Annotated in this window: 6 protein-coding genes; 5 read left to right on the forward strand and 1 reads right to left on the reverse strand. The window is 70.3% G+C overall.

Annotation, left to right across the window (positions count from 1 at the left end):
• The first annotated feature begins 56 nt into the window (after positions 1–56).
• Entirely contained in the window at positions 57–12,557 is a 12,501-nt protein-coding gene (locus ACIP0B_RS20945; protein WP_400835642.1) for a filamentous haemagglutinin family protein, read from the forward strand.
• Between the two features lie 48 nt (positions 12,558–12,605).
• Here the strand turns inward: ACIP0B_RS20945 and ACIP0B_RS20950 are convergent, their stop codons facing one another.
• Complete coding sequence (locus ACIP0B_RS20950) at positions 12,606–13,481, reverse strand: LysR substrate-binding domain-containing protein (protein WP_400835644.1); 876 nt, start codon at positions 13,479–13,481, stop codon at positions 12,606–12,608.
• A 138-nt stretch (positions 13,482–13,619) separates the two neighbouring features.
• Between ACIP0B_RS20950 and ACIP0B_RS20955 the strand changes: the two genes are divergently transcribed.
• The 4 genes from ACIP0B_RS20955 to ACIP0B_RS20970 are packed head-to-tail and all read left to right on the forward strand — an operon-like array spanning position 13,620 to position 17,831.
• Positions 13,620–14,672 (forward strand): agmatine/peptidylarginine deiminase, encoded by a 1,053-nt coding sequence (locus ACIP0B_RS20955; protein ID WP_400835646.1) that lies wholly within the window; start codon positions 13,620–13,622, stop codon positions 14,670–14,672.
• A gap of 3 nt (positions 14,673–14,675) precedes the next feature.
• Positions 14,676–15,584, forward strand: coding sequence for an N-carbamoylputrescine amidase (gene aguB, locus ACIP0B_RS20960; protein WP_400835648.1), 909 nt, complete (start codon positions 14,676–14,678; stop codon positions 15,582–15,584).
• Between the two features lies 1 nt (position 15,585).
• Positions 15,586–16,689, forward strand: coding sequence for an extracellular solute-binding protein (locus ACIP0B_RS20965; RefSeq protein WP_400835650.1), 1,104 nt, complete (start codon positions 15,586–15,588; stop codon positions 16,687–16,689).
• A 23-nt stretch (positions 16,690–16,712) separates the two neighbouring features.
• On the forward strand, positions 16,713–17,831 hold the full coding sequence (locus ACIP0B_RS20970) for an agmatine/peptidylarginine deiminase (protein ID WP_400835652.1): 1,119 nt from the start codon (positions 16,713–16,715) through the stop codon (positions 17,829–17,831).
• The last annotated feature ends 194 nt before the right edge of the window (positions 17,832–18,025 follow it).

Genomic DNA, 18,025 nt, shown 5'->3' on the forward strand with positions numbered 1-18,025 from the left:
ACCTGCGGTTTCTCGTGCCAGACAAATGCGCCAGACAAAAAAAGGATTTCGCAGTGATGCCCGCTCGCCCGTCCCGTCGCCGTAACGTTGCCCCGTCCCGCCCGCATGCCGCTGCGCAGCCGAGCCTGTGGTTGCTCAAACCGTTGGCGCACGCGGTCGCGCTGTGCCTGGTGGCGGGCAGCGCCGAGGCGGCGACCGCGTTCAGCTCCGGCTGGTTCGCGGCCAAGGGCGCGGCGCAGCAGAACGCCGCCGCACGGGGCACCGTCGGCGGACCGCCGGGGATGACGCCGCCGCTGGCCCAGCAGCAGCGGGCCAACCAGCAGTTGCAGCGTTCGTTGCAGACGCTGAACAACACCGTCGCCGCGATTGCCGCACAGCAGGCCGCCCAGGCCGCCGGGCGCGCCGCGGCGCTGGGCTCGGTGCAGTGGGTGCCGGACGGGCTCGGCGAGGGCGGGCTGAAGGTCGACAACAGCCTGGCCCAGGGTTGGCAGAACGCCAAAGGCCCGCAGCAGTCCCAGGCCGACGGCAAGACCACGGTGAAGATCGAGCAGACCGCCGACAAGGCGATCCTCAATTGGGAAACCTTCAACGTCGGCCGCAACACCACGGTCGAGTTCGCCCAGCAGGCGGACTGGGCGGTGCTCAACCGGGTGAACGATCCGGCGGCGCGGCCGAGCCAGATCCAGGGCGCGATCAAGGGCGACGGCACGGTGATGCTGATCAACCGCAACGGTGTCGTCTTCAGCGGCTCAAGCCAGGTCAACGTGCGCAACCTGGTGACCGCCGCCGCGACGATCAGCGACAGCCAGTTCCGCGACCGTGGCCTGTACGTCGACAGCAGCGGCAGCCAGGCGACCTTCACCGACGCCGCCGGCAAGGTGTTGGTGGAGCGGGGCGCGTCCATCGAGACCCACCAGCCTGCGACCTCCACCGCCGCCGGCGGCTATGTGCTGCTGCTCGGCAACGAAGTGCAGAACGACGGCCGCATCGCCACCGCCAAGGGCCAGACCGTGCTCGGCGCCGGCGACCGCTTTTACATCCGCAAGGGCGCGGGCACCGAAGGCAACGTGTTCTCCACCACGTTCGGCAACGAAGTCACGCCGGGCTTCAAGGCCGGCGCCAGCGCCGGCAAGGTCAGCAACAACGGCCTGATCCAGGCGGTCACCGGCGACATCACCCTGACCGGCCACGAGGTGGTGCAGAACGGCGTGGCGCTGTCCAGCACCTCGGTGGCCACCCGTGGCACGGTTCACCTGCTCAACCCGGCGGGCGACGCCACCGGCAGCGTCACCCTCGGCCAGGGCAGCGCCACGGCGATCCTGCTCGACGGCGGCGACCTCACCGCGCTGGACAGCCAGCACCAGGCCGCTCTGACCGGGGTCAACGCCAACAACCGGATCCGCAGCGACCAGTCGCGCATCGACATCCAGAGCGGCGGCAGCGTCGAGTTCCAGAGCGGCTCGATCACCCTCGCCACCGGCGGCCAGGTCGCGGTGGCGGCCCAGCGCCGCAGCGTGGTGCGCGACGGTGCGCTGATCGACGTGTCCGGCGCCGTCGGCGTGAAGGTGGCGATGGCGTCCAACAGCATCAAGATCAACGTCCAGGGCAACGAGCAGCGCGATGCGTCGGTCAACCGCGAGAAAGGCGCGCTCAGCAGCAACGACGTGTGGGTCGATGTGCGTGAGCTGGTGTACGTGCCCGCCGGCACCCACGGCTACGCCACCGACCGCTGGTACACCGCCGGCGGCCTGCTGGAGGTCGGCGGCTACCTCGGTACCCGCGTCCACGGCATCGGCGAATGGATGGCCCAGGGCGGCACCGTGAGCTTCGCCGGCAACGACGTGGTCACCGAGCGGGGCTCACTGATCAACCTGTCCGGCGGCACCTTGGACGTGCAGAGCGGCGAGATCCGCCAGAGCTGGCTGCGCGGCGCGGACGGGCGCCTGTACGAGGTCTCGCGGGCGCCGGGGGATCTGCTCTACACCGGGCTGTACAAGGGCTATGAAGACCACAGCGAACGCTGGGGGCAGACCCGCGTTTACTACAACCCGCTGATCGCGCCGAACAAACGTTTCGAATCGGGCTACACCGTGGGCCGCGACGCCGGGCAACTGGTGATCGGCACCCGCAGCGCAGCGCTGGGCGGCCAACTGCTCGGCGAAACCTTCCAGGGCGAGCGCCAGACCCAGGCCCCGCGCGCGGCGCTGGACGGCTACGAGCAGAGCCAGACCGCACTGGCCCGGCGCGCGCAACTGATCGTCGGCAGCTACGACCCGGCCTACGTGGCGGCGGCCGGCGGCCTGCTGTACGGCCTCAATCCGTTGATGGACCGGGTGCAGATCGGCAGCGGCGGCTCCGGCGCCACGACGGATCTGGCCGGCGCCGTGCCCGCCGAGCGCAGCGGCTCGCTGACGCTGGACGCCGACACCCTCAACGGCTGGCGGCTGGGTGCGCTGAAGGTCGCGGCCAAGGAACGGATCGACATCAACCGCGCGCTGACCGTCGACGCCGGCGGCGACATCACCCTGTACGGGCCGCAGGTGCAGGTCGGCGCGGACCTCACCGCCCGGGGCGGCAGCCTGAACCTGGGCAACGTGCTCAACCAACTCAACACCGACAAGCGTGCGGACACCCGCATCGCCGCGCCGGCCGGCCAGCCCACGGTGGTGGACATCGCCCAGGGCGTGCGCCTGGACACCCGTGGTCTGTGGAGCAACCTGCGCAGCGACCCCGAGGACTCCGCCAGCCTGGCGTACCTCAACGGCGGTTCGGTGTCGATCCGCAGCAGCGGCGACATCCGGGTCGCCGCCGGCAGCCTGCTGGACGTGTCGTCCGGCGGCGCGGTGCTGGCCAACGGCAAGACCCGGGGCGGCAAGGGCGGCGACGTGACGCTGGAGTCCAGCGCCATTTCCGCCCCCGGCGATTCCCGGCTGATTTTCGACGGCGACGTGCGCGGCTACGGCGTCACCGGCGGCGGCAGCCTGACGGTGCAGGCCGGCAAGATCACGGTCGGCCAGAACGCCGGAGCGCCGGCGGCCGACACCCTGCACCTGACGCCGGCGCTGTTCGGCAAAGGCTTCTCCGCCTACAGCCTGATCGGCCTGAACGGGCTGACGGTCGCCGAAGGCACCGCCCTCGATGTGACGATGCCGGTCTATCGGTTCGCCGATGCGGCGGCCGACCGGCCCAGCGGCGTCGACCCCGACACGGCGATGCAGGTATGGACGCCGACGCTGTTCCAGGAAAGCCCGACCCAGGGCCGCCTGACCCAGCGCGCCGGGGCCAGCCTGTCGCTCCAGGCCGGGGCCAGCCTGCGCAGCCTGATCGACCCGGCCAACAGCCCGCTGGTGCTGGGGCAGGGCTCGCGGATCAGCGTCGATCCGGGTCAGCGCATCAGCCTGCGCGGGCCGGGGCAGATCACAATCGACGGTGAGCTCAACGCCTGGGGCGGCACCCTCGATATCCGTCAGCAGCAGTTCGCGGCCATCGACCCTGCGACGTCCGACCAGACCGCCGACCCGAACGCCCATCAGCGTTCGATCCTCATCGGTGAGCACGCCGTGCTCGACGTGGCGGGCCGGGCCGACACGGCGGTGGACGCCCTCGGGCGGGTCTACGGGCAGGTCGGGCGCGGCGGCAGCATCATCGTCGGCGGCGAGATCGACGCGAAGAAGGCCACGGCCACGTCCGCCGACGCCTTCGTGATCGTGCGCGAGGGGGCACGGCTGGAGGCCTCCGGCACCGAGGCCACGCTGGACATCGCCGGGCAGGGCCCGACCCGGATCGCCAGCGACGGCGGGCGCATCGCGTTGAGTGCCTACAACGGCCTGTCCATCGAGGGCCGCCTGCACGCGGCGGCCGGTGGCGCCGGGGCGGCGGGCGGGCAACTGGAAGTGGTGCTGGACTCGCCGCTGTACCAGGACAGCGCCGGCAACGAAGTGCGCAAGCCACGGGAAATGGTCATCGGCCAGACCGCGCAGCCGACCGACGCTTCGGCGCCGTTGCGCTACGGCCAGGCGCGGCTTAGCGCCGAGCGTCTGATGGCGGGCGGCTTCGACAGCCTCAGCCTGATGAGCAACGGCTTCCTGTCGTTCGACGGCGATGTCGACCTGCGCATGGGCCAGAGCCTGAGCCTGTATGCCGGCGTGCTGTCGCTGAGCGAGCAGGGCAAGGACACCGCGCAGGTCAACCTGGCGGCGCCGTACCTGCGCCTGTCGGGGATGGGCCAGTACTTCACCAACGTCGGCGTCATCCGGCCGCTGATCCAGAACACCGCCTCCTCGCAGTTGCCGGTGTCGCTGTCGGCGGCCCGCTTTCGCGCCAGCGCCGATCTGCTGGACGTGGCCAACAGCCTGTCGTTCGGCGCCAGCGGTTCGATCCTGCAGCACGGCGCGCCGGCGGCGGCCGCCGGTCGCCGGGGCTTCGACCAGGTCGCGCTGGACAGCCGCGGCGACCTGCGTTTCCTCGCGCCGACCGACAGCAAGACCAAGACCCAGTTGTGGACACCGGGCGACCTGAACCTCGGCGCGGCGCAGGTCTACCCGGCCAGCGGCGTGACGGCGGACGTGCGCGTCGGCTTCCAGCGCGCCGGCGCCGATGCCGGGCCTGGCCGGACGCTGCGCATCAGCGGCAAGGGTGCGGCGCCGCAGGCCTTGCCCTATTCGGTGTTCGGCCAGCTGAACCTGTTCGCCGGGCACATCGAGCAGGGCGGCGTCCTGCGGGCGCCGTTGGGGATGATCACCCTGGGCGACGACCTGCTGACCCAGACCCGGGAAGTGCGCCTGCTGCCCGGCAGCGTGACGTCGGTCAGCGGCGCCGGGCTGGTGATGCCGTACGGCGGCACCACCGACGGGATCGACTACCGCTACAACGGCAAGCCGGTGCTGCTCAACGGCATCAGCGGCGACACGGCCGGGGTGACGCTGCGCTCGCAGTACGTCGATGTGCAGAACGGCGCGCTGATCGACCTGTCCGGCGGCGGCGACCTGCGCGGCGCCGGTTTCGTCTCCGGGCGCGGCGGCTCCACCGATGCGCGGTTCAACCCGTTGGTGCGCAACGCCGCCGACGGCACCTTCAGCCTGCCGGGGCTGGCGAGCAACCCGGTGTACGCGATCGTGCCGGGCAACCAGAGCACCTACGCGCCGATGCTCGCCGAGGCGGGCGCGGCGGACCCTCGGATCGGCCAGCAGATCACGATCGGCGCCGGCGTGCCGGGGTTGGCGGCGGGCACCTACACCTTGCTGCCGTCGACCTTTGCCCTGTTGCCCGGCGCATTCCGGGTCGAGGTCAACGGGCAGGCCACGGCGGGCGCGGTGAGCGGCGCGCTGGCGATGCGCAACGGTTCGTGGACGGCGCCCGGCCTGATGTCGGTGGCCAACACCGGGCTGCGCGACAGCGTCGCCCGTCAGGTGTTCCTGACCCCGGCGGACGTGGTGCGCCGTTACTCGCAGTACAACGAAACCGGCTTTGCCGAGTTCATCCGCAGCGACGCCGCCCGGCGCGGCGTGCCCCATGCGTTGGCGCCGGCCGATGCCCGGTCGCTCAACCTGTTCCTCACCGACGGCGGGCGCCACGACATCGCCCTGGACTTCAACGGCCGGGTGCTGTTCGCCGCGGCCCCGGGCGGCATGGCCGGCTCGGCGGTGGTGCGCGGCAGCAGCGCGGCGGACATCGAGATCCTCGGCGCCGGGCGCTCGCGCAGCGACGGCTTCAGCGGGGTTTCGCTGTATGCCGACACCCTCAACCGGCTCGGCGCCGGGCGCCTGGCCATCGGCGCGACGCCCACGGTGGACTACGTGACGGCGGGCAACATCGTCGATTTCAAGGGCAACACCCGCAGCGTCACCCTGCGCGAAGGCGCGATGCTCTCGGCGCCGGAGGTCATGCTGTGGAGCAACTCGGGCAGCGGCGCGATCACGGTCGAGGCGGGGGCCGGCATCAACACCCTGAGCCAGGGCGGCGTGCCTTACGACTCCACCCAAGGCTTTGTCTACCAGCCGGGGGCCGCGAGCCTGCTGGTGGTGTCCAACGGCTGGAACAACGTGCTGGCGCCGGCGCTGGGCAACGGCAGCACGTCCTCCGGCAGCATCCGCATCGGCACCTGCGCCACGGCGGCCTGTGCCGAACCGGCGCTGCTGTATTCCCAAGGCAGCATCACCGCCGCCACCGACAAGCAATTCGAACTGGGCGAGGCGGTGCGCTTCGGCACCCGGCAGCTGTCGCTGGCGGTGGGCGCGGTGAACGCCGGCAGCGCCGAGGCGCTCGCCCAGGCCGGCGCCAAGGTGCCGACCGGCCTGACCCTGAACCAGCCGGTGCTCGACCGCCTGTTGCGCGGCGACACGCAATTCGGTGCGCCGGCCCTGGAAACCCTGAACCTGACCACCCGCGACGCGTTCAACTTCTACGGCAGCGTCACCCTCGACACGCTCGACCCCGTGACCGGCCAGAGCAAGCTCAAGAACTTTATGCTGTCCACGCCGGCGGTCTACGGCCTGGGCGAGGCGGGCGATGTCGCGACCCTGCGCACCGCCAACCTGATCTGGAACGGCGCCACCCAGGCGCCCGGCGCGGTGGTCGCCGGCGGCGCGGGCACCGGCCGCGGCACCCTGGACATTCAGGCGCAGCGCATCGAATTCGGCTACGGCGCCTATGCGCAGCCGAGCGGCCAGGCGCAGAACGACCGGCTGGCGCTGGGCTTCGCCAACGTCAACCTCAGCGCCAGCGAGCGCATCACCGCCAACCACAAGGGCAGCCTGTCGGTGTACCAGGCCCAGGGCGCTTACGATCCGGTCAAGGGCTACGCCTACAGCGGCGGCAACCTGAACCTGCGCACGCCGCTGCTGACCGGCGAGGCGGCATCGGTCAACCGGCTCAGGGCCGGCGAACGCCTCACCCTCGGCGGCGGCGGTGGCTCTTCGCGGGCCGATGCACTGGGCGCGGAGCTGACCCTGGATGCCCGCGACGTGCTGCTCGACAGCCGCATCGCCCTGGCCAGCGGCAAGCTGACGGTCAAGGCCGAACGGGACCTGACCCTGGCCGCCGGCGCGCTGCTGGACGTGGCCGGGCGCACGCTGCCGTTCAACGACGTGAACAAGTACAGCTGGGGTGGCGACGTGGTGCTGCACAGCGCCAACGGCTCGATCCGCCAGGCGTCCGGCTCGCGCATCGACCTGTCGGCGCAGAACAACCAGGCCGGCACCCTCAGCGCGGTCGCCCTGGGGGCGGGCGCGGGGATGGTCGATCTGCAAGGGCAGATCCTCGGCGCCGCCAGCGGGCGTTACGATGCCGGCGGCACGTGGGTGCCGTACAAGGCCGCCGGGGTGGACATCCGCGCCCAGCGCCTGGGCGGTGACCTCAACGAGCAGTTCGCCGCGCTCAACGGGCGCCTGAACGCCGGGCAGGTGTTCGGCAGCCGCAGCTTCCAGCTCAAGCAGGGGAGCCTGGTGATCGGTGACGGGCTCAAGGCCGGCGAGGTCAACGTGTCGGTGGACAACGGCAGCCTGACGGTCGCCGGGCTGATCGACGCCAGCGGCGAGCGGGTCGGCAGCATTCGCCTGGCGGGCAAGCAGGGCCTGACCCTGGCCGGCAACGGGATGCTTGACGCCCATGGCCGGGTGCTGCGGGTGGACAGCTACGGCCAGATCATCGACGCGCCGAACCGGGCGACGGTCGAACTCAACGCCGGCGACGGGCAACTGACCCTGGCTTCGGTCGCACGGATCGACCTGCGCCACGGCACCGACGCCGTGACCGGCACCTTGCCGGGCCAGCATGACGGCCGGTTGCGCGGCACCCTGGAGCTGTACGCGCCGCGCCTGGGCGCCAACGACATCGCCATCGACGCCCGCGGTGCGCTGGACATCCAGGGCGCGCGTTCCATCGGGCTCAACGCCGTGCGGCGCTACACCGATGCCGCCGACGGCAGCGACCCGGCGGCCAGCGGCCGTCCTTACCAGGTGATCGATCAGGCCTACCTGAACCGGATCCACGGCGACAGCAGCGCGTTCATCGATGCCGCGCTGGCCAACGGCGACCTGCTGCAACGCAAGCTCGCGGGCCTGCGCAGCCGCGCCTACAGCGATGCGTTGCACCTGCGCCCCGGCGTCGAGATCGCCAGCAAGACCGCCGACGGCGATCTGGTGGTGCAGGGCGACATCGACCTGTCGGGCTACCGCTACGCCAGCCTCAATCCGCACACGCAGAAGACCTCGGTGTACGGCTCCGGCGAGGCGGGCAGCCTGGCGATCCGTGCCGGCGGCAACCTCGACGTGTACGGCAGCCTCAACGACGGCTTTGCGCCGCCGCCGGAAACCGTGGACGACGCCGGCTGGAAACTGCTGCCGGGCATCCAGCCGTTCGGCGGCGACCTGATCGTGCCCGGCGCCGGCGTGACCCTGGCCGAAGGCACACGGTTCCCGGCGGGCGCCACCCTGAACTACGACGTGCCGCTGCAGGCCGCGACCCTGGCCGCCGGCACGCTGCTGCCGACCCAGGGCACCCTGGCGGCGCCGTACACCTTCGCCGCCGGCACGGTGCTGGCCGGCGCGGTGCACGACGGCTCGGGCAACCTGCTGTACGCCGCCGGCACCTTGCTGGGCGACAGCGTGACCGTGCCGGCCGGCAGTCGCCTGGGCGCCGGCATCCGCCTCAACGGCAACACGGCGCTGCTGGGCCTGACCTGGCCCAAGGGCGTGCCGTTGCCGGGCAGCGTCGAAGGCGATGCCCAGACCGTCAAGGGCGTGCGCCTGAGTGGGTCGCTGGCGTTGCTGCGCGGCTCGCTGATCCCGTCCATGACCGATGTGGCGTTGGCCGACGGCACGGCGTTCATCGAACTGCGGCCGTTGAGCGGCACTACGCAAGGCCGCAACTGGGCGGTGGCCAGCCTGCTGCCGTCGGGCAGCGCGTCATGGTCGATGCGGGTGGTGGCCGGCGCCGACCTCGGCGCCGCCGACACCCGTGCGGTCAAGCCGATGGCCAGCGACGGGCACCTGCGCCTGGCCGACACCCATTACGGGATGAAAGTCACCGAGAAACCGCCGACGCTGGTGTGGGGCGACGGCAACCTGGGCGGCTTCACGCCGGGGGATCCGGTGCCCGACGAGCTCAAGGACTGGTGCGACTGGGCACCCAACTCCTGCGTGCCGGCGCCGCGCTGGCGCTGGGCGCCGGGCAACTGGATGGGCATGCCGGACAACGCGCCGATGACCGACGACGAAGTGCTGGCCTGGTGCGGCGCGTTCCCGGAGCTGTGCGTGGAAAACAAGCCGGGCGTCACCGTGAAGACCCGCACCCAGATGTTCAGCGTGCTGCGCACCGGCACCGGCGACCTGGACGTGCTGGCGGCCGGCGACCTGAGCATGGCGTCGCCGTTCGGCGTGTACACCGCCGGCACCCAGTCGGCCGACGTCGATCCGCGCTTCAACCAGCCGCGCGGGCGCCTGTCGGACAACGGCTCGGTGCTGGGCAGCGCCGACGGCGACTACGAGAAGTGGGTCGACGGCGGCCGCGACAGCCTGTACCAGGCCTGGTACCCGCAATTGGGCGGCAACCTGACGGTCGGCGCAGGCGGTTCGGTGTCCGGCGACGTGCTCGGGCGCCGCGGCCTTTCGCAGAACATCGAAACCCGCGAGCAGGTGCCGAGCGTGGCCGTCGGCAACTGGCTGTGGCGCCAGGGCACCGGCAACGCGGACGTGCCGACCGCGTGGTGGATCAACTTCGGCAGCTACGCGACCCAGCCGTTGCCGGACCAGAGCGTCGACACCGGCGCCTATCTGGTCGGCTTCACCGGCTTCGGCACCCTGGGCGGCGGCAACATCAGCCTGCGCGCCGGCGCCGACGGCGGGCAGCTCAAGGCCATGGGCGGCAGCGGCAACACCAACCTGTACCCGCGGGGCCAAGGGCTGGTGGTGGCGGTGGGCAGCACCGGGCGGGTGGGCAGCGACGGCCGTCTGCAATTGACCGGCGGCGGCGACATGGACATCCGCATCGGTGGCGCGCTCAACCCGTCGCTGGCCGCACGGGCAGGGCAGAGCGGCACCGCCGCCCCGCAGCATGACCTGCAAGGCGCGCTGATCAACCTGCGCGGCGCCGCGCAACTGAGCGGCGGCGCGGTGGGCGGGATCAACCTGCAGTACGGTTCCGCGCCGTTCCAGCAGGACCCGCGCGAGACCCGTCCGTTCGACCTGTTCACCTCGACCCTGGGCAGCGCCTCCGGCGGCCTGGTGCTGATCCCCGGCGACTCCGGCATGCGCATCAACACCCGCGGCGACCTGGTGCTCGGCGGCGCGGCCGATCCGGGCCGGGTGCGCCTGCAGAACTCCACGCCGTTCACCGCGGCGGACGGCACCGGGCACGCCGGCGGCGGCCTGAGCGGGTTCTCGCTGTGGACCGACCACACCGCCATCGACCTGTTCGCGGCCGGCGGCAACCTCACCCCGAGCACGCAGATGGCGGAGATCGTCGCCACCTCGTCGCTGCCGGTGGAAGGCAGCAACAGTTCGCCGACCGACGGGCGCTTCGTGTTTCCGTCGGTCCTGCGCGCGGTGGCCGGCCAGGGCTCGATCTACGCCGGCCCTTCGGCGGCCTACGGTTCGGTGGGCGGCCTGTACCCGCTCAAGGGCTATTCGCTGCTGCTGGCGCCGTCGAACGCCGGGCAACTGGAACTGCTGGCGGGGGACTCGATCTACGCCGGCGGCTATGCGATCAACCGCTCCGGCGCCAACCTGTCGGCCATCGCCACGCCGTTCGCCCCGGCGTTCAACGGCTTCGGCAACAACGTCAGCGCCACGCCGGTGATGACCAACCGGGGCAGCGACGGCGTGGCGGCGAACAAGAACGTGCGCTATCCGTTGTTCGCGTTCGGCGCCGACACCTATTCGGGCACCGGTGCGGCGCAGGCTCCGTCGCGTTTCTATGCGCTGACCGGGGATCTGGTGGGCGTGCGCAGCGGCGAGACCCTGAGCTTCGACCTGTCCAGGCGCACCTGGTACGAAGCGGCGGGGCCGGTGTGGATGCTGGCGGGGCGCGACATCGTGGCGTCCGGCTCCAACCTCGGCCAGCCGACCGCCGTGCCGGCCGACGGCCTGGGGCGCGGCACCGAAAGCATCACGTCCACCGGCAACCTGTTCATCCACGGCGATGCGCGGGACGTGTCGCGGGTCTCGGCCGGGCGCGACATCCTCTACAGCGGCTTCGACATCGCCGGCCCCGGCACCCTGGAGGTCAACGCCGGGCGCAACATCCTGATGGAAGACCGCGCCGCGATCACCAGCCTCGGGCCGGTGGCGGCCGGTGACAGCCGTCCGGGCGCCAGCGTGGTGCTGCAGGCCGGGGCCGGGGCGCAGGGGCCGGACTACGCGCGGTTCGTCGCCCGATACCTGGACCGGCAGAACCTGGCCGACCCGAACGTGTCGCTCAGCGCGCAGCCGGGCAAGGTGGCCAAGACGTACCTGGGCGAGCTGAGCGGCTGGCTCAGCCTGCGCTACGGTTTCAGCGGCAACGAAGCCCAGGCTCAGGCCTTCTACGCGGCGCTGCCGGCGGTCGAGCAGTCGATCTTCGCCCGTCAGGTGTACTTCGCCGAACTGCGGGCCGGGGGACGTGAGTACAACGACGCCGACGGCCCGCGCAAGGGCAGCTACCTGCGCGGCCGCAACGCCATCGCGGCGCTGTTCCCGAGCACCGACGTGGCCGGCAACCCGATCCGCTACGACGGCGACATCACCCTGTTCGGCGGCGCCGGGGTCAAGACCCTGTTCGGCGGCGGCATCCAGATGCTCACGCCGGGCGGCGGCCAGGTGTTCGGCATCGAAGGCGCGGCGCCGCCGTCCACCGCCGGCATCGTCACCCAGGGCCAGGGCGACATCCAGCTCTACGCCAAAGGCAGCATCCTGCTCGGCCAGAGCCGGATCATGACCACCTTCGGCGGCTCCATCGTCGGCTGGTCGGCCGAAGGCGACATCAACGCCGGCCGGGGCTCGAAGACCACCGTGGTCTATACGCCGCCCAAACGGGTCTACGACACGTGGGGCAACGTCAGCCTGTCGCCGTCGGTGCCGAGCACCGGTGCGGGGATCGCGACCCTCAACCCGATCGCCGAAGTGGCGCCGGGGGACATCGACCTGATCGCGCCGCTGGGCACCATCGATGCCGGCGAGGCGGGGATCCGGGTGTCGGGCAACGTCAACATCGCCGCCCTGACCGTGGTCAACGCCGCCAACATCGCGGTGCAGGGCAAGGCCAGCGGCGTGCCGGTGGTGGCGTCGGTCAACACCGGGGCGATCACCTCGGCCAGTTCGGCGGCCTCGTCGGCGACCCAGGCGGCCGAAGACGTGGCGCGCCAGCAGCAGGCGGCGGCGCGGCAGAACCAGGCCTCGGTGTTCACCGTGCAGGTGCTGGGCTTCGGTTCCGAGCAGTTGGCCCCGTCCCGTGAAGGCGCCAGCCGTGCGCCGGCGCCGGGCTACAACCCGGACAGCCCGGTGCAGGTGCTGGGCGCCGGGGTGCTCGACGATCACGCCCGGCAGCAATTGACCGAAGAAGAGCAGCGCCAGCTGACGCTCTAGGACTCTCGTGGCAACACGCTTCGGGCGGCCGTTTGGCCGCCCTTTTTTTTACGCCGGCGCAGGCTCGGGCTCGGCCAACTGCTCCAGCAGCCAGTCGGTGAAGCGGCGGGCCAGGGGATAGCTTTCGCTGTCGCGATGGGTGAGCAGGGCCCAGTTCGGCCCGCGGATGGTGTCCTCCACCAAGGGCTGCAACAGCCCGCTGGCCTGGGCCTGGCGGCTGAGCAGGCGGCTGACCAGGGCGATGCCCAGGCCGCCGCACGCGGCGTCCAGCAGCAGGCCCGGATCGGAGAAGTTCAGCCCCTGGGCCTGTTGGCCGACGTCGATGCCGGACTCCACCGCCCAGTGGCTCCAGTCCATTTCCCGCTCGCCGTGCAGGGTGGTGCGCTGCGCCGGCGGCACGTCCAAAAGGCTCGGGTGGCAGGCCGGGAACAGGCGGTCGGCGTGCAGCACGCGGAAGCTGCATTCGGCCTGGGAGCTGATGTCGTCGCGCACCGCCAGGTCGATGGTCTGGGTGGTCATGTCCGGGACTTCGTCGGTGCTGAAGATCCACAGGTCCACCTGCGGATGGCGCCGGCGGAAATCCCCCAGGCGCGGCAGTAGCCAGTGCCGGGCGAAGGCTGGCGTGGTGTTGAGCACCAGTTGGTTGGGTTTCTGGTACTGCCCCAGGCGGCGGATGCCCACCGCCAGTTGCTGGAGCATCGCCTGGGTGGTGCTGAGCAGGTCGTGGCCGGCGTCGGTCAGGCTGACGCTGCGCCCGGCGCGGAAGAACAGCGGCTGCTCCAGGTACGCCTCCAGGCTGCGGATCTGCTGGCTGATGGCCGACTGGGTGAGGCTCAGCTCTTCGGCCGCCTTGTGGAAACTGCCCAGCCGGGCGGCCGCTTCGAAGCCGCGCAGGGAGCTGAGCGGTGGCCAGTGTTTGAGCATGATCGATAAGTTCCTCTAATCAGTTGTCCGCTAAATCCATCGTTTGTTTGCTCTTGAAGGCGCCATTAGCATTCACGCCATCACCGCCAAGGCTGTTTTTCACTGAACACAATGGCTTAACACAAAGGGCTTTTTACCATGCAGCAGAACAAACACAACAACAGCGGTTGGACGATGCCGGCGGAGTGGGTGCCCCACGCGGCGACGTGGATGGTCTGGCCGCACAACCAGGCGCTGTGGGAGTCGGGCTGGCGCGTGACGCTGGCCCAGGTGCAGGAGGATTTCGCCGGGGTGGCCAACGCCATCGCCCGCTTCGAGCCGGTGAAAATGGTGGTCGATCCTTCTGCTGTCGCCAGCGCCAAGGCCCTGTGCGGGCCGAACATCGAGCTGATCCCGCTGGCGGTCAACGACAGCTGGTGCCGCGATTCCGGCCCGAGCTTCGTTTGCCATCCGCAGCACGGCTTGGCCGGGGTGAGCTGGCGGTTCAACGCCTGGGGCGGCAAGTCGGCCCACGACCTGGACGAAAGCCTGGCCCGGCGCGTGCTCAACCTCCTGGGCGGCGAGTGCTTCGGCACGCCGCTGAGCAACGAGGGCGGCGCGATCCATGTGGACGGCGAGGGCACGTTGATCACCACCGAATCGGTGCTGCTCAACCCCAACCGCAACCCGGGCGTGAGCAAGGCCGAGATGGAAGAGATCTTCGCCCGCCTGCTGGGCGTGACCAAAACCATCTGGCTGCCGGGGGATCCGGACTATGTGACCGGCGACATGACCGACGGCCACGTCGACGGCGTGTGCGCATTCGCCCGTCCTGGCGTGCTGCTGGTGGACGCCACCCATGACCGCAGCTCGGTCTACGCCGACGTGGCGCGGGAGAACCGCCGTGCGCTGGAATTGGCCACCGATGCCAAGGGGCGCAAGTTCGAGCTGATCGAGCTGTTCGAAGCCAGCGACGCCGTGGATCCCGAAGCCGAAGTGTTCTGCGCCTCGTACACCAACTTCTACCTCGCCAACGGCGCGGTGATCATGCCGGCCTACGGCATCGCGGCCGACGACGTGGCGGCGCAGACCCTGGCCCGGGCGTTCCCCGGCCGCGAAGTGGTGCCGGTGCGCATCAACCGTCTGGCCCATGGCGGCGGCGGGGTGCATTGCATCACCCAGCAGCAGCCGGCCTGGCCGCTGGAGGGTTGAGCCATGACGACGCTGACGATCGCCGCCACGCAGATGCCGTGCAGCTGGGATCTTGCCGCCAACCTGGACGAAGCCGAACGCCTGGTGCGTGAGGCGGCGGCCCAGGGGGCGCAGGTCATCCTGTTGCAGGAACTGTTCGCCACGCCGTACTTCTGCATCGAACAGCGCCACGAGCACATGGCGCTGGCCGAGGAATACCGCGACAGCCGGGTGCTTGCGCGGTTCGCCGCCCTGGCCCGTGAACTGGGCGTGGTGCTGCCGCTGAGCTGGTACGAGAAGGCCGGCAACGCGTACTTCAATTCCCTGAGCGTGGCCGATGCCGACGGGCGCCTGCTGGGCGTGTACCGCAAGACCCACATCCCCAACGCCATCGGCTATCAGGAGAAGGAGTACTTCAGCCCCGGCGACACCGGTTTCCGGGTCTGGGACACCGCGTTCGGCCGCCTCGGCGTGGGCATCTGCTGGGACCAGTGGTTCCCGGAGACCGCCCGCAGCCTGGCGCTGATGGGGGCCGAGGCGCTGCTGTTCCCGACCGCCATCGGCTCGGAGCCCGGCTGCGCGGACCTGGATTCGCGCGACCACTGGCAGATGACCATGCGCGGCCACGCCGCCGCCAACCTGCTGCCGGTGGTGGCTTCCAACCGGGTGGGCCGGGAAACGGCGACCACCGATGCGGACTTGCAGATGAGCTTCTACGGCTCGTCGTTCATCAGCGACCACAAAGGCAAGCTGCTGGCCGAGGCCGACCGCGACAGCACCGGTGTGCTGCAGCGCACGTTGGACCTTGCGGCCATGCGCGAGGAGCGCCTGAGCTGGGGGATCTACCGCGACCGCCGTCCGGAGATGTACGGCGCGTTGCTCAGCCAGGACGGCCGTCACCTTCACGCACGCTGGAATCCTCAAGGAGTCTGATATGCCTGCACTCAACAAGTGGCTGCCCGCCGCGCTGTGCCTGACGCTGGCCGGCGCGGTGCCGGCGGCCCACGCCGAAGACAAGACCCTGCGCCTGTACAACTGGGCCGACTATTTCGCCGAAGACACCCTGAGCCGGTTCACCGCCGAGACCGGGATCAAGGTGATCTACGATGTGATGGACGGCAGCGAAACCCTGGAGGCCAAGATGCTGGCCGGCGGCAGCGGCTACGACCTGATCTTCCCCGGCGACACCGTGGCCGAGCGCCTGATGCGCGCCGGCAGCCTGCTGCCGCTGGATCCGTCGAAAATCACCGCGATGGGGGACGTCGAGCCGGGCCTGCAGAAACTGCGCAGCCGCTACGAGCATTCGAACAAGGCTACGGTGCCCTACACCTGGGGCACCATCGGCCTGACCTACAACGAGCAGCAGATCCGGCAGCGCATGCCCGATGCGCCGGTCAACAGCCTGGACATGCTGTTCAAGCCGGAACTGGCCGGCAAGTTCGCCGATTGCGGGATCTCGATGATCGATTCGCCCGACGAAGTGTTGGCGGTGGTGCTCAACTACCTGGGCCGCGACCCACGCAGCGCCAAACGCGAAGACCTGGCGGCGGCCAGTGACCTGCTGCTCAAGCTGCGGCCGCACATCCGCAAGTTCCAGTCGCAGCCGGTGACCGACCTGGTCAACGGCAACCTGTGCCTGTCGCTGGGCTACAGCGGCGACATGACCCAGGCCCAGCGCACCGCCGACACCGCCGGCAAGGCCAACACCTTCCAGTACCGCGTGCCCCGCGAAGGCACCACGGTGTGGATGGACACCATGGCCATCCCGGTGGACGCCAAGCACCCGGAGTACGCCTACGCGTTCATCAACTTCGTGATGCGCCCGGAGAACATGGCCGCCATCAGCAATTTCACCGGCTACCCGACCTCCAACGCCAAGGCCCGGCCCGGTGTGGACGCAGCGATGCGCAACAACCCGGACATCTACCTCGACGACGCGACCTACGCCCGTCTGATCCCCGGCAAGGACATCCCCCAGGCCGACATGCGCGCCCGCATGCGCACCTGGACCAAATTCAAGACCGCCACCGCTCCGTAACTTCAACCATCAGGAACAACCCCATGCCGACTCGTCGCGAGTTCATCAAACAGGTTTCCGTCGTCGCCGGTGCCGGCGTCGCCTTGGCCGGTCTCGGCCTGCCGTCCTCCGTTGTGCTGGCCGCCGCCGAGGGCCGCTGGTTCATGCCCGACGAAGGCGAGCGGCACGAACGGGCGTTCATCGCCTTCGGCGCCCAGGACGCGATCTGGGAAGACTTCACCGAGGACGTGCAAGAGGCCCTCGGCCGCATCGCCCGCACCATCGCCCGCTACGAGCCGCTGACCGTCTACTGCCGTCCGGGCGAGCGCAGCCTGGCCGAGGAATTCTGCGGCACCGCCAACGTCACCTATGTGACCGCGGCCCTGGACGACATCTGGATGCGCGACATCAGCGCCAACTTCGTCGTCGACGACAAGAACGGGCTGGGCGCCGTGGACTTCAACTTCAGCGGCTGGGGCAACAAGCAGCAGCACGCCAAGGACGCGAAGGTCGCCCGGCGGGTCGCCGACGAGGCCCAGGCGACCTACATCCGCAGCGAACTGGTGGGCGAGGGCGGCGGCATCGAGGTGGACGGCCACGGCACCGCGATCATGACCGAGAGCTGCTGGGTCAACGCCAACCGCAACCCCGGCTGGAGCCGCGCACAGGTCGAGGCGGAACTGAAGGCGCGGCTGGGGCTGCGCAAGATCATCTGGCTGCCGGGCATCAAGGGCAAGGACATCACCGATGCCCACGTCGATTTCTATGCGCGCTTCGTCAAGCCCGGCGTGGTGATCGCCAACCTCGACACCGACCCGCAGTCCTACGACCACAAGGTCACCCTGGCGCACCTGGAGATCCTCAAGAAGGCCACCGATGCCGACGGCCGTCCGCTGCAGATCCACACCGTGTCGCCGCCGCTCAATCCGCGCAGCAGCAAGTTCAACAAGGGCAACCCGGACTTCGCCGCCGGCTACATCAACTATTTCGTGATCAACGGCGCGGTCATCGCCCCGGAGTTCGGCGACAAGGCGGCCGACAAGAAGGCCCTGGACCTGCTCAGGCAGCTGTATCCGGAGCGCGAGGTGGTGCAGCTCAACATCGACGCCATCGCCGCCGGGGGCGGCGGCATCCACTGCGTGACCAGCCATCAGCCGGCCTGACCCGCCCAGTGGCGAAAGTCTGTGGCAAGGCACCTGTGGCGAGGGAGCTTGCTCCCGCTGGGCAGCGCAGCGGCCCCCAAAAAGCGACGGCTGCTGCGCACCCGAGCGGGAGCAAGCTCCCTCGCCACAGGGGTTGGCTTTGGCCTTACCCTGTGCCTGGCGTCAGCGAAAGCGCGGGGCAATCGCCTCGGCGA

Origin of the sequence: Pseudomonas sp. NPDC089534 (assembly GCF_044749305.1) — a bacterium.
In the GTDB taxonomy this organism is placed as follows: domain Bacteria; phylum Pseudomonadota; class Gammaproteobacteria; order Pseudomonadales; family Pseudomonadaceae; genus Aquipseudomonas; species Aquipseudomonas ekonensis.

Excerpts from the sequence above, each read along its gene's own strand:
- ACIP0B_RS20945 (WP_400835642.1), top strand. The coding sequence starts at position 57 with ATGCCCGCTCGCCCGTCCCGTCGCCGTAACGTTGCCCCGTCCCGCCCG.
- ACIP0B_RS20950 (WP_400835644.1), bottom strand. The coding sequence starts at position 13,481 with ATGCTCAAACACTGGCCACCGCTCAGCTCCCTGCGCGGCTTCGAAGCG.
- ACIP0B_RS20955 (WP_400835646.1), top strand. The coding sequence starts at position 13,620 with ATGCAGCAGAACAAACACAACAACAGCGGTTGGACGATGCCGGCGGAG.
- aguB (WP_400835648.1), top strand. The coding sequence starts at position 14,676 with ATGACGACGCTGACGATCGCCGCCACGCAGATGCCGTGCAGCTGGGAT.
- ACIP0B_RS20965 (WP_400835650.1), top strand. The coding sequence starts at position 15,586 with ATGCCTGCACTCAACAAGTGGCTGCCCGCCGCGCTGTGCCTGACGCTG.
- ACIP0B_RS20970 (WP_400835652.1), top strand. The coding sequence starts at position 16,713 with ATGCCGACTCGTCGCGAGTTCATCAAACAGGTTTCCGTCGTCGCCGGT.